The following is a 21,426-nucleotide window of genomic DNA, read 5'->3' as shown; positions in this document are numbered from 1 at the left end:
CTTCGGTTTTTCATCATGCAGATTGATGAACCGTTTTCTTCTTCGATAACTTTAACAGTTCTCCCGGATTGTATCCGATAACAAGCTTCCTGTTGTCCACGAGAATCGGACGGCGCAAAAGCTTCGGTTTCTCAATTAAAAGTTCAAGCACTTCGTTTACAGTCATATCTTCAATGTTTAAATTTAAATTTTTGAAGGTTTGGCTTCTTGTTGCTAAAATTTCGTCAATTCCTTCTGTCGTTAAAGATAAAATATACTTTAATTCATCCATCGTTGGAGTTTCTCTGAATAAGTGCCGTTCGTTAAATTCAATCTGGTGCGCTTTGAGCCAATGTTTTGTTTTTCGGCATGACGTGCAGCTTGGGTATGAGTAAAATGTTAATTGTTCCATTATGTTTTTTCCTCCTCCAGTTAACCATCTCTTTGTAGAATAACTACCCGTATCAATTTTTCTTTAAACCATTTATTGAACTTTTTTTCGGGTTATTTCTAAAAAACCGTACATATAATAGAAAACGCAATCAAAGGGTTAAATACCATTTTTGATATTAATAATGAAAATGTTTACATTTTTGTCCGTGATCTATTATAATAACAGTCAGAGGGACTCTCGGGAGGGGATAAAAATGAATCGCATGTTCCGGGTGTTAGGATTTTGGACGGGAATATTTGCAGTCATGTTTTATTTAGGTGATATGAAAGATGCTTCCCTTTTATTTTTTGGACAGACGATCTTATTTGTGTTTCTATCGTATTTGAATTTAACAGAACGGATGTACATTTATATCTTTGGCGCTTATTTAACCATCTTCTTTGCCGGCTTCACATACTATTCCATTTTTATTATGGTACCAGGCGGCGGAGGACATTAAATGCAAAAAGAGACAAACCTCACCGGTTTGTCTCTTTTTCTATAATGAAAATCCATTTAAAAACGGATTTTGATCCTGCTCAGTCTGCACGTCAGTTTCAGGGCCATGTCCGCTTAACACCAATGTGTGCTCAGGCAGCGTAAGCAATTTTTCATGGATAGACGTAAGCAGCGTTTCTTGGTCGCCTCCATGTAAATCTGTACGGCCTATCCCGCCTTGAAACAGGACATCACCGGAAATCACCAGGTCGGCATCCTTCACGTAGTATGAAACGCTTCCTGGGGAATGTCCCGGTGTAAATAGCGTCTCCAGATAGAAAGGCCCGATATTCAGCTCACCGTCCCCTTCAATTAAATGATCTGCCGGCTTAGCTGTCACTTCTATCCCTCTCAGCATTCCTGAGCCATTCAATGAGGCATCTGTAAGCCAATTCTTTTCATTTTGATGCAGATAGACAGGAATATCCCATCTGTCTCTCACGTTATCCAGCGCCCCAATATGGTCAAAATGGGCGTGTGTCAGTAAAATGGCTAAAGGCGTTAATCCTTTTTCTTTTATGTATTGATTGATTTTATCTCCTTCGCCGCCCGGATCAAAAATCAGGCATTGATCATCACTGATTAAAAAATATGCATTCGCTTGAATCGGCCCTACAGGCATTCTTCTCCATTTCACTTTTCTCACCTCTTTCCTTTTTATGCTCCTATTATGAAGGTTTTTGAAAAAAGATTCAAACAATCGCTATGAAAACGCTATCGACAAACACACTGAAAACAGGTAGAATAAAAATGGAAAGAATTGCAGGTTTTTCAATGTAAAGGGGGCTGCGTAATGTTACTTGTCGTGATTTTCGGCCTTGTCGCTCTTTTCGCTTTATGGGGAGTCTTGCGTTCTGTGAAAAACAAAAATATACTTGGATTTTTATTAGCCGGAGCCACCTTGTGTGTGTTTGGCTGGTTTACAGTGATGACGGTGATAAACAGCGGTTATCCTACTGCACATTAAAACCTGTATCCAGTGGGATACAGGTTTATTTTTTATTGCTGTAAATGTTTATTCACGCTTTCTATTTTACTTTCAAGCGTCGTTTTTTTGTCCCGTCTGTCATCGATGCGAATGTTGGTCGCCACTCTGTGAAGCCCTTTTTGAAACGGCGCTTCGTGAATCGCCTGAATCACAGTGAAAAGGTCGCTGAGCTCGCCTTCAATCAATGTGTTCATCGGTGTCAGCTGATATTTGATTTTCCCTTCGGCTTTATAGCCATCTAAAATTTTCTGCACATCCGCCACATAGGCGCTTACACTAGGTGTTTCTGTTCCGATTGGGATAATGGTTACATCTGCGATAGCCATTAATTATTCCATCTCCTTTTTATCAATGATGATTGGCTTTATTTCATGTGATTTCAATGATATCATGCGCTCAAAATGAAACCCGTACAACGCATATTTTCCGTTCGGGGATACTTGTATCGGCTCCATTTCAGGCAAAGTAAAAAGATCCTGCACCTTTCCCGATTTCATATCAATCGCTGACAGCTTATATGCATCCCCGCTTTCTTTAAACGTATAAAACAGTCCGCCAGCCTCATCATAATCATACTCCATCGGAGCCAGGCTTGTATATTTGGTTTGGAGCGGCCATTCCGCTGTAACTGCTTCACCATTCGATTGCGGTGATGTAAACTCATACAAGCCGTTCTCTCCGGAACCTGCTTTGACGGTAAAGCTCATATCATGAAAAGAATCAAAGTAAAGGACACCCTCCTCGAGCCTTTTCTCCTTTTCAGAAGCAATATCATACGTATACAAAGGGCCTTCTTTATCGTTTCTTCCCTCTTTTAGATAGTCAAATGTGTTTTTTGAGGTCCAATGGACAAACGGAACCTGTATTGGACTTAAAGCAGACTTGTCTTTTTTTGCATCCACGTAATATGTATTGAAGTTCCAGTTTTCAGTGAATACCGTAACCATCATTTGATACGGATCATACTGATTCCATGCTGCCTCCAGCTCATACGTTTCGTATTCTTTCTGGTACAGCGTCTCCCCTTTCTGATTCAGCAAAACTACTGCTGTCTGTTGGCTATGCGTGATCTGCAGCAGAATCATCTGTTCTTTGGGATTGATTTGAACATCAACGATTTGACCATCCGTCTGATAGAGCTTTTCCGTTTTGCCATTAAAGATTTGATATGCAAGAAGCTCTGTTTTTGTCGGATTTGAGGCTGTATACAGAATTGTGTTGTTATTGAGCCAGCCTTCCGCTCCGTCCGCTTTTCCTGCTGGCAGCGGAACAATCTCTTTTTCCTCAATTTTTGCCGTCGCTGCCTGTTTTTGCTGCTGATGAGACGGTTCGCATGCCGATAAACAAACTAACAATGCTGACAGCAGAATCAAACAAACTGATCTCATCAGCCTCCCCCTCCGATCATATTTATTGTCCCATATTTGATACGGCACGAAAAAGAAAAAGTTTCAGTTAGTCAAGAAAAAATAACGACCTCCATAAGATCCCGCTTGTCGCCTGATAAATCTGTGTAAACTGCTCAAACGGCAAGGGATTTTGACCTTTTCCGAGTTCCACCGTATAACCTTCTTTAAAATAGTGATGAATAAACCAGTCGCGGAATCCCGCATAGCTGTCAATATCCTTGACACCTTTATAAATGTTTCCGCTTATCGTCTCAAAATCCTTTATTACAGAAGCCGATTCTTCGGGCTCAAGGCCTTTATATCCCCAATAGATTTCTTCTCCCTGAGTGTGAAGGGCCAGCAGCCTGTCAGGCGGATCCGCCGTTATCAGCTGCTGCATCGCAATGGATTCCGGCTCCGTGAGCGGAGAAATTCCAGGAAAATCTCGGTAGCTGGGCATTTTCGGTTTGCGGTACTTTTCAATTTCCCATAAAGACGGGAATTGTTTATTTAAATCAACGCCGTTAATATTTGCCTTCCATTCATTAAAATCCGGACGATGGCAGTTTAGTCTTTCAAGTTCATCTCTCCTGTCTCCCATGCCCGCTGACCCGTGTAAGACAAGATCAACACCATCCGGATTCACAAGAGGAACGAGAGACAGAGAGGTTCGGCTGAACAGCTCCAAAGGAGTAAAGCCAAAAAAATTAGTATTATGACATAAAGAGAGGCAATATTCCTTCAGCCATTTCAGCAGTACAGACGTGGTAATCCACTCATTCGCATGAAACGATGCATTCATGTGAACTTTTTTGGAGGTATGCTCGCCCCCAACTGTCAGCTCCCAGATCGGCCTGCCCAAAACGGAACGTCCGATTTCCCGGCATGAAACAAACGGAAACACATTGACTATTTTTTTTATTTCCTCTTCGACAGCAAGAGAGTCATAAATTTTTTCCTGCTCCAGCCAGTTATCAGCTGGCTGCAGCTGCAGCGGGTGTAAAAAGCGCTTTACTTCCTGAATGGATTGAAGCTCCTTATCATTGCCTTCTTCAATCTTATAACCAGGACAGTACAATTGATGTTTTTGTGCTGTTTGATTGGCACTTCTAAGCAATGTCTCATCTATCTTCAGTTCTCTTGCCACTAAAGCCAAATTGTGTTTAATCTCAGGTTTTATCGTAATAAACGCCATCATCATCCCCCTTTTTGTTACTATATGACGGCGTTTTTTAAAAAAGAAAGCCTCCCGCGTTTTTTGATACGGGAGACTTTATGATCATGAAGCCTGATCAAGAATTTGTTTTTCTTTTCTTTTTGACGAATTGTCCAGCCTTTCCTGATCATAAAATCGCAACAAATCTCCGTAAATGATTTCATCGGAAAGTGAAAGCTCCTGCTTCGCTTTATCTGCAAATGTTTCACATTGCTTTGCCTCTTTCAAAGGCTTTCCTGTCGCTTTGTCATAACATAGACCGTCAGTATACACGATCTGGTCTGTGATAAAGCTGCCATCACGCAGCACTGTAAAGTCCAGTTTATCGTCAGAAAGCAGATCGTTGCCGAATTGAATGAGGTTCTTTGTATCAATACCTAACAGATTCATCAGCGTCGGCCGGATATCGATTTGTCCGCCTACCTTGTCAATCGTTTTCGGCTTCTTGTCTGTAATTCCAGGAATATGAACGACAAACGGCACTTTTTGGAGCTGCACTTCTTCAAATGGTGTAATTTCTTTCCCTAAGAATTGCCCCATCGCTTCATTATGGTTTTCCGATATCCCGTAATGGTCACCGTATAAAACAATAATGGAGTTATCATATAAGCCGTCTTCCTTCAGCTTTTCGATAAACCGTTTCAGCGCCTCATCCTGATAACGCACAGTCGGGAAATACTTGTTTAACGTTTGGCTGCTTGAATCATATTCCTCAATCAATTTGTCCTCTTCATCAAGATCAAACGGAAAGTGGTTCGTGAGTGTGATCAGCCTAGAGTAAAACGGCTGAGGCAGGTTTTTCATCAGCTCTGAAGACTGTTCAAAAAATTCTTTATCCTTCAGCCCCCAGCCGACTGAATTATCGTCAGTAACATCATACGATTCAATATCAAAAAATGAATCATACCCAAATGAATCGTACATTAAATCGCGATTCCAAAAGCTTTTATTATTGGCATGGAGCACCGCTGAATAATACCCGTTATTTTTGAGAATCTCAGGCGCGGCCATGTATTGATTGCCCGCATTTGTAAAGAACACAGCGCCTCGCCCAAGCGGATAAAGTGAATTGTCCACGATAAATTCAGAATCAGAGGTTTTCCCCTGCCCGGTTTGGTGGTAAACATTACTAAAGTGATAGCTTTCTTTTATAAAATCATTCAAAAACGGGGTGATTTCTTTTCCGTTCACCTTTTCATTGATCACAAAGCTTTGCGTCGACTCTAGAGATACAAGTATGACGTTTCTGCCTTTTGCGGCGCCAAATAAGTTCTTATTGGCATCTTTCGCATTGGCTGTGACATAGTTTTCGATTTCCGTCAGGCTGTTGCTGTCAGCCAGCGCTCTTTGCGCGGATTGCTTCGACTGAAGTACTCCGTCATAAATATGAAAATTAAACAGGCTGATATTTTTAACGAGCATTTCTCTGTCAAATGAGCGTGTCAATAGCTGCGGCCGTTCTGCCTCAGACAGACCTAAGTTGAAGAAATAAACGGAAGCCACAAACAAAAAATATGCCGCCCGTTCATTTTTCGTGGAGGGGATATCTGATTGAAAGGCTTTTTGACGCATATGTAGCCATATTAAAATCACGATATCTACAGCCAAAAGGAGGTCTGTCGGCTCAAGAAGCGTTCCGATGCTGCTTCCCAGATCACCCATATTGCTCGTTTGAAAAAGAACCGGAATCGTTAGGAAATCATTGTAAAAACGATAAAAAACCATATTCGCCAGCAAAACAAACGTGACAATACAACTCATGGCAATAATGTAACGATTTCTGTTTCTTCCCTTTAAAAACAGGCTGAAGCCAAAAATAAGCAGCAAAAAGCTCAATGGGTTGATAAACAGAATAAATTCCTGCGTAAGATTGTCAATTTTAATATGGAAACTGGTTTTGTAAACAACATACGTTTTCAGCCACATCATTAAAATGGCAATCAGCATAAATGAAATCATCGAAAAAAACGTTTTTCGCATTTCAACCTCCTATGCAGCACGCTCAAAAAAATCAGTCTATTCTCAACATTCTCATTAACACATCAAATTAAATCTTAACCTGAACATAACAAAAAATCAATTTCATTTTCACAAATTTAACAATTTTGGTGTTTCAGCCATTCATTTTTAGCGATCCAAGCTCCTCCGATAACGCCCGCATTATTTCCAAGCGCCGCAATAGATAGATCAGCCGCTTCCGCAGCGCGCGGAAAGGCACATATACGGAATGTTTTTTCGACTTTGGATCTCAGCAATTCTCCGGCTTTTGAAACGCCGCCGCCGAGAACAATTTTTGACGGATTAAGCGAGCTGGCCAGATTGCCAAGCACCAAGCCGAGATGCTTTGCTACATAATCGACAACTTCGAGAGCTAATTCATCATTTTCATTTGCAGCTTCAAATACATCTCGAGCCGTTAAATGCTCAGATGCTTTTAATTGTGTCGGCTTTTTAGCTTCTGCAATTTTCTCTTTTGCAATTCTAACAATGCCAGTTGCCGACGCGATGGTTTCAATACAGCCTGTTTTACCGCAGTTGCACGGCGCCCCGCCTTCAGGGATGCTGCAAATATGGCCGATTTCTCCGCCAGCGCCATTTATTCCGTGCACAATCTCCCCATTCACAATAATACCGCCGCCAACTCCTGTACCTAGTGTAACGAGAATGACGTCTTTTGCTCCGTCACCCGCCCCCTTCCACATTTCTCCGAGCGCGGCAATATTCGCATCATTTTCTATAACCGCTGGGATGCCTGTTTCCGTTTCCAGATGATTTTTTAAAGCATAGTTTTTCCAGCCAAGATTCACTGTTTCATAAACGACCCCAGTTGCCATATCTACTGGCCCTGGTGCGCCCATTCCTATATATTTGACGATGTGCTTTGGTTTATGAAGCTCATCCAGCTTGCTGTCAATCGCTTTTGCTATTGTCACGGTAATGGTATCACCGGACTTATCGGTCGGCACTTCCCATTTATGCTGAATCTCTCCATATTGATTAATAAATGCGAGTTTTATCGTCGTTCCTCCAAGATCAATGCCCGCAAACCATATCTCGTCCATTTTTATCACCTTAACCTTTACGTAAATCTCTTTCGTTTCTTTGTTTGTTCCAGCTCTTTATGAAGGACAGCTGCGGCTTTAGCCCACTGCTCCTTCTCAATCATATGATTTATATATAGTTCCTTTAATTCATCGAGCATAAACTCAATTTCAAGCTCCCTGTCACCAAAGTAAACAATGTGTCCAAATGTTTTTAATAGCTGCTGTACATCATAAAATGTATTCATATTCCTCACCAATCTTGATCTTAACTATCAATAGCGTAGTCATAAAGAACCCGCCAGTCAAGAAGAAAACGCTGACAAAAATACCCGGAATTCATTCCTTGGCAAATTCAACGCTTTCTCATCTAGTCATTTATTCTTGTTTATTTTCAATTTCCTGCTGCAGTTTTTTGTAATGCTCTTCCTTCGGCTCCAGCTTTACAGCGGTCCTGATTGCCTTGTCAGCTTGACCAAGTTCATTTTTTTCCGCATACAGCAATGCTAAATAGTAATAGGACGTATGGTTTTTAGGCTCTTTTTGCACAGCTCTTTCTAAAAGAGAAATCGCCTGATCATATTCGCCGATTTGAATATCAGAAACGGCCAGGATTTTCAGAAGATCAGCTGAAGCGTCTTTCTGCTCAGCTTCACCGTTCAGCAGTTCGGTTACTTCTTTATATTTTCCTTCCTGGTAAAGCTCACCTGCCTGCTGAATCAGCGCTGTCTCCTGATGGGACGGTGAATGTAATCCGTAATAGAGAAACCCGCCGGCCAGGGCAACCAGCAGAATCGCTGACACCAATTTTTTGCCCAAGGCTTTTGTTTTTGGCAAACCAAGTGCTGCCGCAGCAAGAAAACCGCCGACCAAGCCGCCAATATGCCCTGAATTATCAATATGCGAAACCGCAAAGCCAAAACCCAGGTTTATCAGGATAATAACAATAATATTTGTGCCTATTGTTTTTAGAAACATTTTTCGATTTGACACAGCTACATACAGCAATGCGCCTAAGCAGCCGAATATGGCGCCTGAAGCACCGGCTGAAGGATAAGGACTGAACACGAAGCTGGCGATCGATCCTGTGATACCCGCCGCCAAATAAATCAGCAAGAATCTTCCTGATCCATACATGCGCTCAACAGCGGTTCCGACCGACCATAAAGCCAGCGTGTTAAAGGCTAAATGCGCAAGGCCGATGTGAAGCACAATCGGCGTCAGCAGGCGCCACCATTCTCCGTCTGCAATCAGGCCGTTTTCCTTAGCGCCGAAAGCAACAAGCGTTTCCGTATTGGTGCTTCCGCCGTTTATTTCGAGCAGGAAAAACATCACGAGCTGCAGCGCGATGAACAAATATGTAAAGATCGGCTTTCCGTTCTGGAAAAACGCCTCTTCTTTTTTCCGCTGTTCTTCTTGTTTCTGCACTAGTGAAAAAAAGCGTTCTTTTGCCATTTGGGCGTGTTCCAATGAGTCTCGGTCTTCTGTCCATTCAACAGCTTCAAATGATGGAAAAATGGCTTGCAGATCTTCATGAAGTGACGTACCAGTCACAAGTGCAGTTTCAACGGATACCTGTCCTTTTTCAAAAGGCTTGTCGGCGATTTCCTGCCAGTCATCGACAGGTGCTTCCGCTGAGATCAGCACATTCAGCAGCTTCAAATGCCGCTTGCCGATAGACTTCCTGACATGCTCTATTCGCTCCGCCTGCACTTCTATGTCCCTTGCAATTTCTTGGCGAAAATCAATATTCTGTTTAAAGAGGCGAACCAGATCATGAGAGGATTTGTCCGGTGCTTCCAGCCATATTTCATCAGATTCACCCGATTGTATGACGCCATACCCTCTCCTTACTAAATGCGCCGCGACATTCCAATATGTATACTCCAACAAATACATGTTTACCGCTCCAATGGTTTTTTTTCATTATAACAGCTGGTGCTCTTGACGCCTACTAAAAGCAAAAAATCCCGTGAAAACGGGATTTTTAAAAAGCTTGCTGTATAAACTTATTGCGGATAAATGGAATTTTTAAAAAAAGATGAATAAAGGACCGTCTGATCCCAGGCTGGCTGAGTACGGTATTCATGAGACGGTAACGGTTTTGGTAAAACATCACGGCAGAAACAGCGCAAATGGCATAGATCATAAATTTTTTCATTATATCCCTCCTGCCATTAGGGTTTGTTATTCTTTCTGATTTATTCTTGATGAAGGGACGAGCTATGAAAAACAAGAAATGATTCGACCCTCAGTAACCAGCATTTGAACCGGGATATCATGTGACAGATGCGGCACGTGATCATACAGCTGGCATTCTAAAAGCAAAGAAACTGTGTTCCCTTTATAATCACTTAAATAACGATCATAATAACCGCCGCCAAAGCCAATCCTATAGCCGTCAGGATCAAAACATACGCCAGGCACGATTATCAAATCAATCTGTGATTGGACCACTTCATGCGTTTTCTCAATGATCGGCTCCTGAAGTCCGGCGTAAACCGTTTCAAGCTGATCATCCGCTTGAAATGTGCGGAACTGCATCCTTTTCGTATCAGGATCACACTTTGGAATACAAACTTCTTTCCCTTCCCCCCAGGCTTTTTCGATGATCGGCCGTGTCGGTACCTCCAGCCCTCTTGAAATGGTGACGGCTATGGTGCGGGCATTCTGCCATTCTTGGAGAGAAAATAAACGCTCGTTGATACACGCAGTTTTCTTAGACCATTCTTTACTTGTTATCGCTGATACTTTTTCCATTGTCTTTTTTCTTAATTGTGATTTCATTTTTATCCCCCTCGGAATAGAAAAAAGCCAGAACCTTTTTCAAAGCTCTGGCTTTTTTCTTACACCTCAAACAGCTATGCTGTTATTTTGTTTCACGGTGTAACGTAGATTTTTTATCACGTGGGCAATATTTTTTAAATTCAACGCGGTCTGGATTGTTGCGTTTGTTCTTTTTAGAAATATAGTTACGCTCACCACATTCTGTGCAAGCCAAAGTAATATTAACGCGCATTGTTTTCCCTCCAAACTAAATATCATTTACTTATTCAGACTTATATATAATACCACTATAATGGACGGAATGCTAGGATGTTTTTCAATGAAATCATGAATTATTGGATAGACGCTGATAAAGCTGTAAATAGGATGCTGTGATGATCTGTGGATAATGCAGTTTCATCACCCGTTCTCGGCCCGCTTCTTTTATCCGGCAGGCGTTTTCTTCATCTATTAATACGTTGTGAAGCCTATCCGCCGCTTCCCGTTCTTGCGAGAAATCAGCTGCAATTGCAGTTTTGTTATGAACGGCAAAGTCACAAAAACCGCCCGACTGCGATACGGCTGTCAGCACGCCTTGTTCCATGCTTTCTTGTGCAGCGAGCCCAAAGGGTTCATAAATGCTTGGGAAAACAGCCATTTCACATTGAGACAGAAACGTCACGATCTCTCTTCTATTTAAAAAAGGATAAAACATTACACTTTGCTTTATGCTCAACTGCTCAGCCAGTTTCTTATAGGATGCCAATAACGGCCCTTGTCCGGCTAGCACCAACTGAAGGTCAGGCCGGCATTTGTTCAGAATAGAAAATACCTTCAACAGCTGTGAAAACCCTTTTTCCGGAACAAACCTTCCAAACGAAAACAAGTATCTTTTATATATCAACCTTTCGGCTAGACCTATTTTCGCCTCCAGTGACAGAGGGCTTGGGATGACGGTTATTTTTTCACGAAACGGATACGCCTTACTAATCGATCTCTTCATAAAAGTGCTTAACACAATCAATTCGTCGGAAATGTCGATGAGGAGCCGCTCCGTCAGCAGCCTGTACGGATGAGGTATTTCTTTGCACACCTGCTTCCTTCCGCTTTCAAGCCCGTGGATCGTTGCAGCAAGCGGAATGCTGAGCTGCTTTTTCAAATAATGAGCGGCAGGGGCCGTCATGTCATCATGGGCATGAATCAGATCAAAGCGTTTATTGCATGACAACACTTGCTGAACCATTCTAACATTGACATCAGCTATAAAGTCTTCAACATTCGCATAGGAAGATAGCTTCCTGCTTGGAGCGCAGACTGTTATGTTGATATGCGGATTTAAATAGGATATAAGACGGCTTAAATGAACACCAAGCCCGCTTTTCGGTTTATAAGGATGTTCGAATGAAAGCATAAGGATGTTCATTTCTCTCTTCCCTCACTGCGATAGCAGGTGTAGGCAGAAAATTGCTCCTCCCACCTGGTATGTGCTTCTGCATTGCGAAAACTGTTTATGTCGCTGACACCGTTTTCTGCAAGTAAGGTGTCCTCTGTTTCAGCTAGTTTGAGAGAAACATTCATTGAATTCAGTATTCTGTATTCAGCACGATACAAAGCATGACCAGGCACCTGAACAATGAGCCATTTCCCTTTATCCCGTTTTATGCGTTTCGTCCTGACAGCTTCTATACCGTTTCTTTTCATAAAAATACGGATTTCTTTTATCATGTCGGGCGTTTTTTCGAAAAGTACGGTTTCTGCCAGTTTCATCGTCTGAACTGACAGATTCCATCGGACTGTCAATGTGTGAGAGTTTTGGATATTCATGTCGAATACGTCCCTAAAAAAAGGAATCCCCCTTCGAATGTTATAAGGAAATGAGTGTTGGTCCATAGGCTTCTCACAATCTCCTTTCCTTCCATTGGCTCGGTGATCCTATTAAACCATTACACATAAAGGAAGAAAAGAAAGATTTCTCGACAAAAACTCGTTTTTTTCGCGAATTCCTTTAGAATCCACTTGTTTTATGGTATAAAAAAGAAGGATAAAAAAAGAATAGAAGGTGATGAAACGTGGAAATTGCTATTATTGCGTTGTTTATCGTCAGTATAGCGCTAATTGCATTCTCATATTCTCAACGAGATCCGATGAAAGATGTCGAGCAGGAGCTTGAAACATTGCAGCTTTCTGCTATGCAGGAAATTTATAAGCTCAAAAAGAAAATGACGGTGCTTGAGGAAGAATTACTTGAAACAAACCTTGTGATCCGCAAAGCAAAGAACAGCGGCATCAATCAAAAGATCGCCAAGCAAATACTTTCTAAATATAATAATGGCATGTCAGCTGAAGCAATTGCTAAAGCTGAGCATGTATCAGTAGAAGACGTGAATACGATTATAAAAGATAATGAGAAGGTGCTCGTATGACAAAACGAGGCATTCAGGCATTTGCCGGCGGTATCATATTAGCGACAGCCGTTCTCGCAAGTGTTTTTTATCTGACAGATGAAGATCAAGCAGCTGCTGTAAAAGAACAAAAAACAGTAACCGAGCAAGACGTAAACAATTATCTCGATTCTAAAAAAATGGTTTCTGTTAACCGTGATGAATATCAAAAGCTTCTCGACTCAAAAGAGAAATCTCTGAGCGATGACAGCAGCTCAGACTCGAAAACAGGCAAAGTAAAAACGTACAAGCTCATCATTAAAGACGGCATGAGCACCGCAGATGTATCAGCTATTCTTGAAAAAGAAGGCATTATTGCTTCAGCTGAAGACTTTAATGACTATGTGATAGACGCGGGGTATCACAAGGAGATCCGTGCCGGTGAATTTAAAGTAAAATCAGATATGAGCTTCAAAAAAATCGTTAAAACATTAACACGATAAAAAAACAGGCTATGTTAACAGCCTGTTTTTTTTATCCGAATTTCCCTGTAATATAATCGAGTGTTCTTTGATCTCTCGGCTGAGAGAACATTTTATTTGTATTGTCGCATTCAACAAGCTCACCCATGTAGAAAAATGCAGTTTGATCAGAAACCCTCGCTGCCTGCTGCATGTTGTGCGTCACGATAACGATGGTGTATTTATTTTTCAGCTGAAGAATGAGCTCTTCAATTTTTCTCGTCGAAATTGGATCTAACGCAGATGTCGGCTCATCCATCAGCAAAATATCAGGGTTTGTCGCAAGAGCTCTGGCGATACAGAGACGCTGCTGCTGACCGCCTGATAATGAGAGTGCAGATGAATGCAAACGATCCTTCACCTCATCCCACAGCGCCACGTCTTTTAATGACTTTTCTACAATGTCTTGCAGCTTCTTTTTATTTTTGATGCCGTGGACTCTCGGTCCGTAAGCGACATTATCAAAAATTGATTGCGGAAACGGGTTTCCTTTCTGAAATACCATGCCGATGTTTTTTCTCAAATCTACGATATCGACTTTATCTTTTAAAATGTTGCTGCCCTTATAGTTCAGCTCACCTGCAAGCTTTACATTCGGCGTCATTTGAATCATTAAATTCAATGTTTTAATAAATGTTGATTTGCCGCATCCTGACGGCCCGATAATCGCCGTAACTTCGTTTTGATTAATGCTCAAATTGATATTTTTTAAGGCATGGTTTTCTCCATACCATAAATTCATTCCGTTGACTTGATAAACTTCCTGTTTCTTTACAGCTTCGGTAGCAATACTCATTGCCGCCCTCCTATCCGAATTTCCCGTTAATGTAATCCTCTGTTTTTTGCTGCTTCGGACTTGTAAAAATTTGTTCGGTCTGTCCGTATTCAACGATTTCGCCGTTTAAAAAGAAAGCCGTCCGGTCAGACACCCGCAGAGCCTGCTGCATATTATGAGTGACAATGATAATTGAGTATTCGCTTTTCAATTCCGTAATCAATTCTTCTATTTTCGCATTTGAAATCGGATCAAGCGCTGAAGCAGGTTCATCAAGAAGAAGAACGGCCGGCTTCATTGCAAGCGTTCTGGCAATACATAAACGCTGCTGCTGACCGCCTGATAACGAAAGCGCGGATGAATGCAAACGGTCCTTTACTTCATCCCAGAGCGCCGCTTTTGTTAAGCTTTCTTCCACGATGTCGTCTAGCACTGCTTTGTTCCGCTCACCGGCATATTTTAATGCATGCGTGATATTATGGTAGATCGATTTCGGAAATGGATTCGGCTTTTGGAAGACCATGCCAATTTCTCTTCTTAAGCTGACAACGTTTATATTGCTTCCCAGTATATTTAATCCTTCATACAAAATTTCACCATCGCTTCTTGCAGAAGGAATTAAGTCATTCATTCGGTTAATATTTCTTAAAAAAGTAGATTTGCCGCATCCTGACGGCCCGATCAAAGCGGTTACCGCATTTTTTTCAATCTTCATATTCACATCACGAACAGCCTGTTTGTTTCCGTAGAAAATAGACAGATCCTTCACCTCGAGCACATTTTGCTGCTGAGGAATCATTCCCACTCTCTCAGGCTTTTCTTTTACCATTTGTTCAGACATTGTTTTCGCCTCTTTCCGGTCTAATTTGCCGTAAGCTTTTTATAGATTATTGTTCCAAGCCATCTCGCCGCGAGATTGAAGACAAGAACTGAAATCACCAGCACTGCAGAACCGCCGTTGGCAATCGCTTCAGCATCCGGAATCATCCCTTGCGTATTTACGTTCCAAATGTGGACCGCAAGTGTTTCAGCGGGTCTGAAAATATTAAGCGGCGATGTTTCAGAAAACGGATTCCACTCTGCAAAATTGAGGCGCGGCGTTGTAAGTCCTGCTGTAAATAATAAAGCCGCTGCTTCTCCGAACACCCTCCCTGACGCTAAAATGGCACCTGTGATGATGGAAGGGATTGCGCTTGGTATTAATACGGTTTTTACGGTATGCCAGCGAGAAACACCTAGAGCGAGCGATGCTTCCTTCAAATCTGTAGGGACTGAACGGACCGCGTCTTCTGTCACACGTACCATAACTGGAAGGTTAAATACTGTTAATGCCAGCGCCCCGCCTATGATCGTATATCCCCAGCCTGTCAGGTTAACAAACATCAGTAATCCGAACATTCCAATGACAATGGACGGAAGAGATGAAAGGACCTCAATACATGTTCTGATAAAATCTGTCACTTTGTTGTTAGGCGCGTATTCCGCCATGAACACGCCGCCGCCCACTCCGAGCGGGATGGTAATCAGCATCGTGATAAACAAAATATAGAAGGAGTTAAACAGCTGGTCTCGTATTCCGCCTCCTGCGGCGATGGCGCTGGATTTTGTCGTAATAAAGTCTAAGCTGAGCTGAGAAACACCGTTAATAATAATATAGGAAAACAAACCGACTAGAATCGCGGCGATAATGGCTGCGCATAAACCGAACATTCCAGTCGCCAGTTTATTAGTTAATTTGCGGTTCATTACACTTTCCTCCTAGATGACAAGTAGCGAATAAGCAGGATGAACAAGAATGACATCACCAGCAACACAAGTCCCATTGACCACAGCGTATTATTTTCAACGCTTCCGTATGTGGTATGGCCCATATTCAGCGTAATAATGGTTGTCAATGTTCCTGCGGTGTCAAGCAGACTTTCAGGCAAAACTCTTGTATTTCCAATCACCATTTGAACAGCCAGAGCTTCACCAAACGCACGCGCCATACCTAGGACAACGGCAGTCATTAATGTCGGAAAAGCTGCAGGGATGAGTACTTTTCTAATGGTCTGCCATCTTGTCGCACCGAGAGCGTAAGAACCTTCTCTTAAGCTTTTCGGAAGTGATGCCATCGCATCAGCTGAGATAGATGTGATCGTCGGCAGAATCATAATGGAAAGTACAATCGTTCCCGCCAATAAACTGTGTCCTGTTCCGCTCGTTTTGAACTGAGCAATAAAAGGCACCAAAACTGTAAGACCTATGAATCCATAAACAACAGATGGGATGCCGACCAATAATTCGATCACCGGCTGCAGCACTTTCTTTCCCCAATTCGGCGCAATTTCCGTCATAAAGATCGCACCTGCTATGCCGAGTGGGGCAGCAATGAGAGCGGAGAGAATCGTTACTGCAAATGAGCCAAAGATAAATGGCAGCACTCCGTATTTCGGATCAGAATCTGTAGGGTTCCAATTCAGACTGGTTAAGAATTCAATTGGGCTTACACCATTTACTAGAAAAGATTGCAGCCCCTTAATACCGAGGAAAATGGTGATTGCCACAGATGCCGCTATCATTATAAGCGCGCAGGCTGTCACGATCATTCTTCCCCGAATTTCATCCAATTGCCGGTTTTGCCTTGAGCTGATTAAACGTTCGCTCACAGACATATTTTCTCTATTGTTTATCATCGTTTTACACTCCTATGAATGTGTTAAGAGGAGAAACGGAAGTCTCCGCACTCCTCTTTTTATTTAGATCAGCTTTGCTTCCCTTTGGCATCGCGAGTCACTTTCATGTCAGTAACCGGAATGTACCCTTGGTCAGTTACAATACTTTTTTGAATGTCTTCACTTTTTAGATAATCAAGAAATTCTTTCGCTAGATCTTTCGCTTCGCCTTTTGTATAAGAATGCTGATAAGCCCAGATCGGATACTCGCCAGTTGTAACGTTTTTCGCTTCTGGCTTCACTCCGTCAATGGATAAAGCTGTTACTTTGTCATCTGTTAAATATGAGAATGCAAGATATCCAATCGCTCCCGGAGTGTCAGCAATGATTTTTTTCACAGTGTTGGAAGAATCCTCAGTAATGCCTTCTGCCGGTTCTTCTCCGTCAAGCGCGTATTTTACAAATGTCGCACGTGTACCTGAAGAATCAGGACGGTTTACAAGCGTAATTTTTTGGTCCTTGCCGCCAAGCTCTTTCCAGTTTTTGATTTTGCCAGTGAAGATTTTTTTCAATTCATCTTTTGAGATATCTTTTACACCTGTATCAGGGTTTACAGCCGCTGCCATACCGACTACTGCAACTTGATGATCGACAAGCGCTTTTGCGTCGATGCCTTCTTTTTCTTCAGCAAAAACATCTGAATTTCCGATTTGCACAGCCCCTTCAGAGACCTGAGAAAGCCCTGTTCCAGAACCCCCTGCTTGTACCTGTATATCAGCATCAGGGTTTTCTTCCATAAATTTTTCTGCAGCTGCAAGTACTAATGGCTGCATGGCCGATGAACCAGAAATGGTTAAAGAACCTGATGCCTTTTCTTCTCCTTTTGCAGAGCCGCTATTTGATTTTTCACTATCTCCTGCGTTTCCGCATGCAGCTGCAACCATCATAAAAGCAGCCATTAGAAGCATAAGCACCAATTTGTTTTTTTTCATTTCCTGAATTCCCCCTGCGTATAATGTGTAATTTGTCCTACACGTTTAGAGTAAAGGTTCTATGTAAAATAGGTTTAAATCGAATGTTAAGGTTTTGTAAATCCGTGCATTTTTTTGTATAAAAAAAACGCCCACATGATGTGGACGTTTCTGTTTAGTTAGCAGAAGACGAGGTGTTTTCTGCTTTTTCTTCGATTTTGTCTTTATTCTTTTGCTGAGTATCTTCTTTGTCCTGCTTCGATTTCAGCTCAAAATATTTATCCAATACTTCTCTGCCGATTTCGTTCGTAATTGAATATCTGTCATTATAATCAATGTAGGTCCAAGGGACCACCACGGAAATGGCGATCTCAGGATTATCAGCAGGTGCATAAGCGACAAGTGTCGTATTATAAGTTGCTGTTCCTGTTTTTGATTTATCTGGTCCATCATAGAAAGACTGCGCTGTCCCTGTTTTAGCAGCCGGTTTATATGATGCTGAAGCAAGTTGGCCTGCGGCTGTCCCTTTAGTAGCGACCCTTCTAAAGCCAGCCTGAACCTCTTTAATATAGCTACTCTTCATATCGACTTTATTCAATACTTCAGGCTGAACAGCTTCAACGACAGCACCGATCCCTTTTTTCGCATCTGACTTTCTGACTTCTTTTACAAGCTGAGGCTTTAAGCGGTAGCCGCCATTTGCTATGGTTGAGACATATTGGGCCAATTCAAGCGGTGTATACGTATCATACTGCCCAATCGCGTAATCAAGCAAGAAACCTGATAATCTGTCTGTACCTTTATATCCCGTCATTTCATTTGGTAGATCAATTCCTGTTTTTACCCCTAAACCAAATTGGCTGAAATAATTTCTGAACGTGTCAAACGCAGAAGTATCAAGAGGCAAGGATTGGTGAGGTTTATATTCACCTTTACCAACTGCTATCGCTGTCTTAAACATAAACACGTTAGAAGACTTCTCCAAAGCAGTTTGAATACCAACCGGACCTAAGTTTTGCCAAGACTTTTTTCCCCTTTTGTCTTGACCGATATATAATGGTTCGTCCTTAAATATCGTATTCAAATTAATGGCTCCAGTTTGAAGACCGGTCAAAACAGTTGCACCTTTAACAGCTGATCCCATAGCGTAGGATGAAGTCATATTTCCTAATGCATAATCATCAAACTTATAGGCTCCATTTTCTCGTTTAATCTGCTTACCTGCCATTGTCAGCACTTCACCGTTTCTTGGATCCATCATGACAACGAATGCACGGTCTAACAATTCGGTGCTTGGTCTTGCTTTAGCAGCTTTAAGTTTCTTTTCAATAATTTTTTCGACTGATTTTTGCAAATCAATGTCAATTGTAAGCACAAGATCTTTACCGGGTTTGCCTTCAGAAACGGTTTTCGTTCCCGTGACATTGCCCTTTGAATCTGTGATGTTTTCGACTTTTGCTTTTTGTCCCTGCAAAAGGCTTTCGTATTGGTATTCCAGATAACTTTTTCCGACCCTGTCATTTCGACTATAGCCAAGCGACAGATAATGGTCGAGCAAGTTGGACGGTAATCCTTCATCAGAGCTGGAAACACTTCCGAGCACTGAGCGGAGAAGATTTTTGTACGGATATTCACGTTCCCAGTCTGACGTGACATCAACACCCGGCAGTTCATCTAAATGTTCACTCACAACTGCCATTTCTTTCGCTGATACATCTTCATTTTTGATGTATTGCGGTGTTAACGCATATCCGGAGTCCATCTGTCTTTTAATGGCGAGAATCTGCATGTCTTTATCAGTCAATTCATTCAGCTGCTTATCGGTAATCCGTTTCAGCTGGAGCTGATATAAATCATCATCTGATAATTTTTTATTTTCTACCTGCTGTCTTTCCTTAGAAGTAATCAGCTTTTTCGCTTCTTTTGGCCTTGTCAAAATCCAATAATCTTTTTTATCCCGTTCTGTTACTTTTTTTGTATCGACTTTAATCATATCCGCCAGCTTCTTTGCGATTTTCAAACGCTGTTCTTGCGTTGTAGATTTAGATCTCGTGTATGTAATCGCATTTAAAGCCTTATTTGTCACAATGGCATTGAAATTTCGATCATAGATTTTCCCGCGCGGCACCGCCGAGCTGACTTCACTTTGTTCCTGCTGATTGGCTTGATTTTTGTAATCATCGCCTTGAACGATCTGTTTAATGCCAAGCTCCACAATAATCCAGGTGAAAATGACAAAAGCGGCCAAAAATAAAATATTCAGCCGGATCGGAAGCGACTTCTTTTTCTCTTTATGATTTTGCTTTTTTTGTTTATTTCTCCTCATAACATCACCTTTTCTATTTACAGAAAGAAAAGACACTCAAGTAAGAGTGCCATTTTTCATTTTAAAGGTTTTTTCGACTTTTTTCTACAGATAACCCCTTTTTGCCAAAAAATTATCTTTGGCCCTTTAAAAGGTTCGGTTCAGTCACCCGGCCCTGGCCGTCTTCTTCCATAGTTTCATGTTCCTCATCTTTCTCTTTAAAACGAATATCCTTGACAAAGTAATAAATCAGCGGATGTCCGATGCCCAAGATAGCAAGCGACAACGGTATACCTATATCTTCTTTTAAAAGGGCCACGATAAGAAGAAAGCATAAAATCGAAACAATTCTGCCGGCGTTTAGAAAAAGTTCTCTCAGCACGATATATTCAATTCTCGCTTTTCTGGCATGTCTGGCCCGGCCTATGACATCATATGTAAGCGATACATAAGGCACGAGCAGGAGAGGATAGCCGATCGCTATAAACACACCGTACGTCAATAATGTCGTAAAACTCATATGAAAGAGTATCAGAAACAACGCACCATACAGAATAAGACCGCCAAGCAAAATTGATTTTTTACGGGCCTTTTTCTTGATTAGCCTTGATGCAAAATAATAGGCAAAAAAGGAAACAGCTGAGTTGACGAGACCAAAGGTTCCGAGAGCCAGTTCGCTGTTTGTCTCAATAAACACAAAAACACTGATTAGAAAGACGAAAATCCCTTCTCTCAAGCCCTGAAAAAAATGCGCATTTGTAATTCGCCGCCAATTCATATTCGTGTGGCGTTCTCCAAATACCTTACTCAGCATAAAATGGCCCTTTGATTCTCTCCGTTTTAGGAAGAAGCTCATCACGACAGCCAGTGCAAATAAACTGAGGGAGAGACTGAAAATGACAGTGTAACCCGTATTATTTTCAAGTCTTGAGATGACAAATCCTGCAACAATCGGACCAATCATTCCTGCGGATGAGGACAGGATGCCCATAAAGCCGTTGAAAAAATCCCGCGTATCAGGCTCTGTTATTTCAAAGGTGAGCACATTAAACGCGAGCCAGTAAAATCCATAGCCTACTCCGAGCACCGCTCCGATGAGAACAAGACGTGATGCAGCCGTTTCCCCAGCCAGCAGCACACTTAAATAAAATGCTGCTAAAAAAATCACTCCGAATCTGAGAATGAAAACCCTGTCTATTTTTTTGGCTAACCGGCCAGCTAAATAAAATGTTATCGGCTGCATCGTCACAATCGATAAGTTGTATATCGCCAAGTCAATAAATTTCCCTGACTGCTTCCAGAGATACACATTCACAAATGTATTGGACAGCGCAATTCCTAACGAGTAAAGACCGCCAACGGTCAGCAGAAGGAGTAATCCTTTATTTACATCTACATCGCCAATTACCTTTTTTAGTTTGCTCATTACTGACTCCCCTTTACTACCCCTTAGTCTGTCTCACTGAAACGGAGATATGTAAAGAGAAGACATAAAAAAACAAGGCCCTTT

General features: G+C 41.8%; 24 protein-coding genes and 1 pseudogene. 4 read left to right on the top strand and 21 right to left on the bottom strand.

Annotation, left to right across the window (positions count from 1 at the left end; translation table 11 throughout):
- Positions 1 to 13: 13 nt before the first annotated feature.
- Positions 14 to 394, bottom strand: a complete 381-nt coding sequence (gene mgsR / locus NST16_RS05560; RefSeq protein ID WP_026014741.1) for a transcriptional regulator MgsR — start codon at positions 392 to 394, stop codon at positions 14 to 16.
- Positions 395 to 626: 232 nt separating this feature from the next.
- Here mgsR and NST16_RS05555 point away from each other — a divergent pair, with 232 nt between their 5' ends.
- A complete protein-coding gene (locus NST16_RS05555) occupies positions 627 to 872 on the top strand; it encodes a DUF2626 domain-containing protein (protein WP_003226300.1) in 246 nt (81 codons plus the stop codon).
- A gap of 39 nt (positions 873 to 911) precedes the next feature.
- On the opposite strand, the gene NST16_RS05550 is transcribed toward NST16_RS05555, so the two are convergent.
- Positions 912 to 1,547: an MBL fold metallo-hydrolase gene (locus tag NST16_RS05550; RefSeq protein WP_326227265.1), complete on the bottom strand. Its 636-nt coding sequence runs from the start codon at positions 1,545 to 1,547 to the stop codon at positions 912 to 914.
- A gap of 156 nt (positions 1,548 to 1,703) precedes the next feature.
- Between NST16_RS05550 and NST16_RS05545 the strand changes: the two genes are divergently transcribed.
- On the top strand, positions 1,704 to 1,877 hold the full coding sequence (locus NST16_RS05545) for a DUF2759 domain-containing protein (protein ID WP_010334935.1): 174 nt from the start codon (positions 1,704 to 1,706) through the stop codon (positions 1,875 to 1,877).
- Positions 1,878 to 1,909: 32 nt separating this feature from the next.
- Here the strand turns inward: NST16_RS05545 and NST16_RS05540 are convergent, their stop codons facing one another.
- The 12 genes and pseudogenes from NST16_RS05540 to NST16_RS05485 all read right to left on the bottom strand — a co-directional run bounded on the left by NST16_RS05540 (position 1,910) and on the right by NST16_RS05485 (position 12,199).
- A complete protein-coding gene (locus NST16_RS05540) occupies positions 1,910 to 2,224 on the bottom strand; it encodes an MTH1187 family thiamine-binding protein (RefSeq protein WP_340884628.1) in 315 nt (104 codons plus the stop codon).
- Positions 2,225 to 2,227: 3 nt separating this feature from the next.
- A complete protein-coding gene (locus tag NST16_RS05535; protein ID WP_340884625.1) occupies positions 2,228 to 3,286 on the bottom strand; it encodes a YqgU-like beta propeller domain-containing protein in 1,059 nt (352 codons plus the stop codon).
- 67 nt (positions 3,287 to 3,353) lie between these two features.
- Positions 3,354 to 4,484 (bottom strand): M14 family metallopeptidase, encoded by a 1,131-nt coding sequence (locus NST16_RS05530; RefSeq protein ID WP_326332546.1) that lies wholly within the window; start codon positions 4,482 to 4,484, stop codon positions 3,354 to 3,356.
- Between the two features lie 81 nt (positions 4,485 to 4,565).
- Positions 4,566 to 6,482, bottom strand: coding sequence for an LTA synthase family protein (locus NST16_RS05525; RefSeq protein WP_010334938.1), 1,917 nt, complete (start codon positions 6,480 to 6,482; stop codon positions 4,566 to 4,568).
- Between the two features lie 116 nt (positions 6,483 to 6,598).
- Positions 6,599 to 7,564 carry a glucose kinase GlcK gene (gene glcK, locus NST16_RS05520; protein WP_340884622.1) on the bottom strand — a complete coding sequence of 322 codons (966 nt, stop codon included), beginning with the start codon at positions 7,562 to 7,564 and terminating at the stop codon, positions 6,599 to 6,601.
- A gap of 10 nt (positions 7,565 to 7,574) precedes the next feature.
- Positions 7,575 to 7,791 (bottom strand): annotated as a pseudogene (locus NST16_RS05515) (YqgQ family protein).
- Between the two features lie 130 nt (positions 7,792 to 7,921).
- Positions 7,922 to 9,442, bottom strand: a complete 1,521-nt coding sequence (gene yqgP / locus NST16_RS05510; protein WP_340884615.1) for a rhomboid protease YqgP — start codon at positions 9,440 to 9,442, stop codon at positions 7,922 to 7,924.
- Positions 9,443 to 9,530: 88 nt separating this feature from the next.
- On the bottom strand, positions 9,531 to 9,704 hold the full coding sequence (locus NST16_RS05505; protein WP_032731265.1) for a hypothetical protein: 174 nt from the start codon (positions 9,702 to 9,704) through the stop codon (positions 9,531 to 9,533).
- Positions 9,705 to 9,766: 62 nt separating this feature from the next.
- The gene (locus tag NST16_RS05500) at positions 9,767 to 10,330 is read right to left on the bottom strand and encodes a 5-formyltetrahydrofolate cyclo-ligase (RefSeq protein WP_340884612.1); all 564 of its coding nucleotides are present in this window, start codon (positions 10,328 to 10,330) and stop codon (positions 9,767 to 9,769) included.
- Between the two features lie 82 nt (positions 10,331 to 10,412).
- Complete coding sequence (rpmG, locus tag NST16_RS05495) at positions 10,413 to 10,562, bottom strand: 50S ribosomal protein L33 (RefSeq protein ID WP_003153056.1); 150 nt, start codon at positions 10,560 to 10,562, stop codon at positions 10,413 to 10,415.
- Between the two features lie 93 nt (positions 10,563 to 10,655).
- Positions 10,656 to 11,732: a glycosyltransferase family 4 protein gene (locus tag NST16_RS05490; RefSeq protein ID WP_340884609.1), complete on the bottom strand. Its 1,077-nt coding sequence runs from the start codon at positions 11,730 to 11,732 to the stop codon at positions 10,656 to 10,658.
- Positions 11,729 to 12,199, bottom strand: coding sequence for a hypothetical protein (locus tag NST16_RS05485; RefSeq protein ID WP_340884607.1), 471 nt, complete (start codon positions 12,197 to 12,199; stop codon positions 11,729 to 11,731). The genes NST16_RS05490 and NST16_RS05485 overlap by 4 nt, the downstream gene beginning before the upstream one ends.
- Positions 12,200 to 12,378: 179 nt before the next feature.
- Here NST16_RS05485 and NST16_RS05480 point away from each other — a divergent pair, with 179 nt between their 5' ends.
- Positions 12,379 to 12,732, top strand: coding sequence for a hypothetical protein (locus NST16_RS05480; RefSeq protein ID WP_010334943.1), 354 nt, complete (start codon positions 12,379 to 12,381; stop codon positions 12,730 to 12,732).
- On the top strand, positions 12,729 to 13,193 hold the full coding sequence (locus NST16_RS05475) for an endolytic transglycosylase MltG (RefSeq protein WP_010334944.1): 465 nt from the start codon (positions 12,729 to 12,731) through the stop codon (positions 13,191 to 13,193). The genes NST16_RS05480 and NST16_RS05475 overlap by 4 nt, the downstream gene beginning before the upstream one ends.
- Positions 13,194 to 13,224: 31 nt before the next feature.
- On the opposite strand, the gene pstB (NST16_RS05470) is transcribed toward NST16_RS05475, so the two are convergent.
- The 7 genes from pstB (NST16_RS05470) to NST16_RS05440 all read right to left on the bottom strand — a co-directional run bounded on the left by pstB (NST16_RS05470) (position 13,225) and on the right by NST16_RS05440 (position 21,342).
- On the bottom strand, positions 13,225 to 14,007 hold the full coding sequence (gene pstB, locus NST16_RS05470) for a phosphate ABC transporter ATP-binding protein PstB (RefSeq protein WP_229146846.1): 783 nt from the start codon (positions 14,005 to 14,007) through the stop codon (positions 13,225 to 13,227).
- A 10-nt stretch (positions 14,008 to 14,017) separates the two neighbouring features.
- The gene (pstB, locus tag NST16_RS05465) at positions 14,018 to 14,827 is read right to left on the bottom strand and encodes a phosphate ABC transporter ATP-binding protein PstB (protein ID WP_340884601.1); all 810 of its coding nucleotides are present in this window, start codon (positions 14,825 to 14,827) and stop codon (positions 14,018 to 14,020) included.
- 20 nt (positions 14,828 to 14,847) lie between these two features.
- Positions 14,848 to 15,732 (bottom strand): phosphate ABC transporter permease PstA, encoded by an 885-nt coding sequence (gene pstA / locus NST16_RS05460; protein ID WP_168748249.1) that lies wholly within the window; start codon positions 15,730 to 15,732, stop codon positions 14,848 to 14,850.
- Complete coding sequence (gene pstC, locus NST16_RS05455) at positions 15,732 to 16,661, bottom strand: phosphate ABC transporter permease subunit PstC (RefSeq protein ID WP_010334948.1); 930 nt, start codon at positions 16,659 to 16,661, stop codon at positions 15,732 to 15,734. Before pstC ends, pstA begins: the two co-directional genes overlap by 1 nt.
- A gap of 68 nt (positions 16,662 to 16,729) precedes the next feature.
- Positions 16,730 to 17,632, bottom strand: a complete 903-nt coding sequence (locus NST16_RS05450) for a phosphate ABC transporter substrate-binding protein (protein ID WP_010334949.1) — start codon at positions 17,630 to 17,632, stop codon at positions 16,730 to 16,732.
- A 154-nt stretch (positions 17,633 to 17,786) separates the two neighbouring features.
- Positions 17,787 to 19,937 (bottom strand): penicillin-binding protein 2A, encoded by a 2,151-nt coding sequence (pbpA, locus tag NST16_RS05445; protein ID WP_010334950.1) that lies wholly within the window; start codon positions 19,935 to 19,937, stop codon positions 17,787 to 17,789.
- A gap of 112 nt (positions 19,938 to 20,049) precedes the next feature.
- Entirely contained in the window at positions 20,050 to 21,342 is a 1,293-nt protein-coding gene (locus NST16_RS05440) for an MFS transporter (protein ID WP_340884591.1), read from the bottom strand.
- Positions 21,343 to 21,426: the final 84 nt, after the last annotated feature.

It is taken from the genome of Bacillus sp. FSL K6-1005, assembly GCF_038000225.1.
Classification (GTDB): Bacteria; Bacillota; Bacilli; order Bacillales; family Bacillaceae; genus Bacillus; species Bacillus mojavensis.
This window is presented reverse-complemented; position numbering and strand designations above follow the sequence as displayed.

Coding starts and splice junctions, on each gene's coding strand:
- NST16_RS05535 (WP_340884625.1), bottom strand. CDS start 3,286: ATGAGATCAGTTTGTTTGATTCTGCTGTCAGCATTGTTAGTTTGTTTA.
- pstB (WP_229146846.1), bottom strand. CDS start 14,007: ATGAGTATTGCTACCGAAGCTGTAAAGAAACAGGAAGTTTATCAAGTC.
- pstA (WP_168748249.1), bottom strand. CDS start 15,732: ATGAACCGCAAATTAACTAATAAACTGGCGACTGGAATGTTCGGTTTA.
- rpmG (WP_003153056.1), bottom strand. CDS start 10,562: ATGCGCGTTAATATTACTTTGGCTTGCACAGAATGTGGTGAGCGTAAC.
- NST16_RS05540 (WP_340884628.1), bottom strand. CDS start 2,224: ATGGCTATCGCAGATGTAACCATTATCCCAATCGGAACAGAAACACCT.
- NST16_RS05475 (WP_010334944.1), top strand. CDS start 12,729: ATGACAAAACGAGGCATTCAGGCATTTGCCGGCGGTATCATATTAGCG.
- NST16_RS05500 (WP_340884612.1), bottom strand. CDS start 10,330: ATGAAATCACAATTAAGAAAAAAGACAATGGAAAAAGTATCAGCGATA.
- NST16_RS05440 (WP_340884591.1), bottom strand. CDS start 21,342: ATGAGCAAACTAAAAAAGGTAATTGGCGATGTAGATGTAAATAAAGGA.
- NST16_RS05530 (WP_326332546.1), bottom strand. CDS start 4,484: ATGATGGCGTTTATTACGATAAAACCTGAGATTAAACACAATTTGGCT.
- NST16_RS05490 (WP_340884609.1), bottom strand. CDS start 11,732: ATGAACATCCTTATGCTTTCATTCGAACATCCTTATAAACCGAAAAGC.
- NST16_RS05555 (WP_003226300.1), top strand. CDS start 627: ATGAATCGCATGTTCCGGGTGTTAGGATTTTGGACGGGAATATTTGCA.
- glcK (WP_340884622.1), bottom strand. CDS start 7,564: ATGGACGAGATATGGTTTGCGGGCATTGATCTTGGAGGAACGACGATA.
- NST16_RS05545 (WP_010334935.1), top strand. CDS start 1,704: ATGTTACTTGTCGTGATTTTCGGCCTTGTCGCTCTTTTCGCTTTATGG.
- pstC (WP_010334948.1), bottom strand. CDS start 16,661: ATGATAAACAATAGAGAAAATATGTCTGTGAGCGAACGTTTAATCAGC.
- pbpA (WP_010334950.1), bottom strand. CDS start 19,937: ATGAGGAGAAATAAACAAAAAAAGCAAAATCATAAAGAGAAAAAGAAG.
- NST16_RS05505 (WP_032731265.1), bottom strand. CDS start 9,704: ATGAAAAAATTTATGATCTATGCCATTTGCGCTGTTTCTGCCGTGATG.
- yqgP (WP_340884615.1), bottom strand. CDS start 9,442: ATGTATTTGTTGGAGTATACATATTGGAATGTCGCGGCGCATTTAGTA.
- NST16_RS05485 (WP_340884607.1), bottom strand. CDS start 12,199: ATGGACCAACACTCATTTCCTTATAACATTCGAAGGGGGATTCCTTTT.
- NST16_RS05525 (WP_010334938.1), bottom strand. CDS start 6,482: ATGCGAAAAACGTTTTTTTCGATGATTTCATTTATGCTGATTGCCATT.
- NST16_RS05450 (WP_010334949.1), bottom strand. CDS start 17,632: ATGAAAAAAAACAAATTGGTGCTTATGCTTCTAATGGCTGCTTTTATG.
- pstB (WP_340884601.1), bottom strand. CDS start 14,827: ATGTCTGAACAAATGGTAAAAGAAAAGCCTGAGAGAGTGGGAATGATT.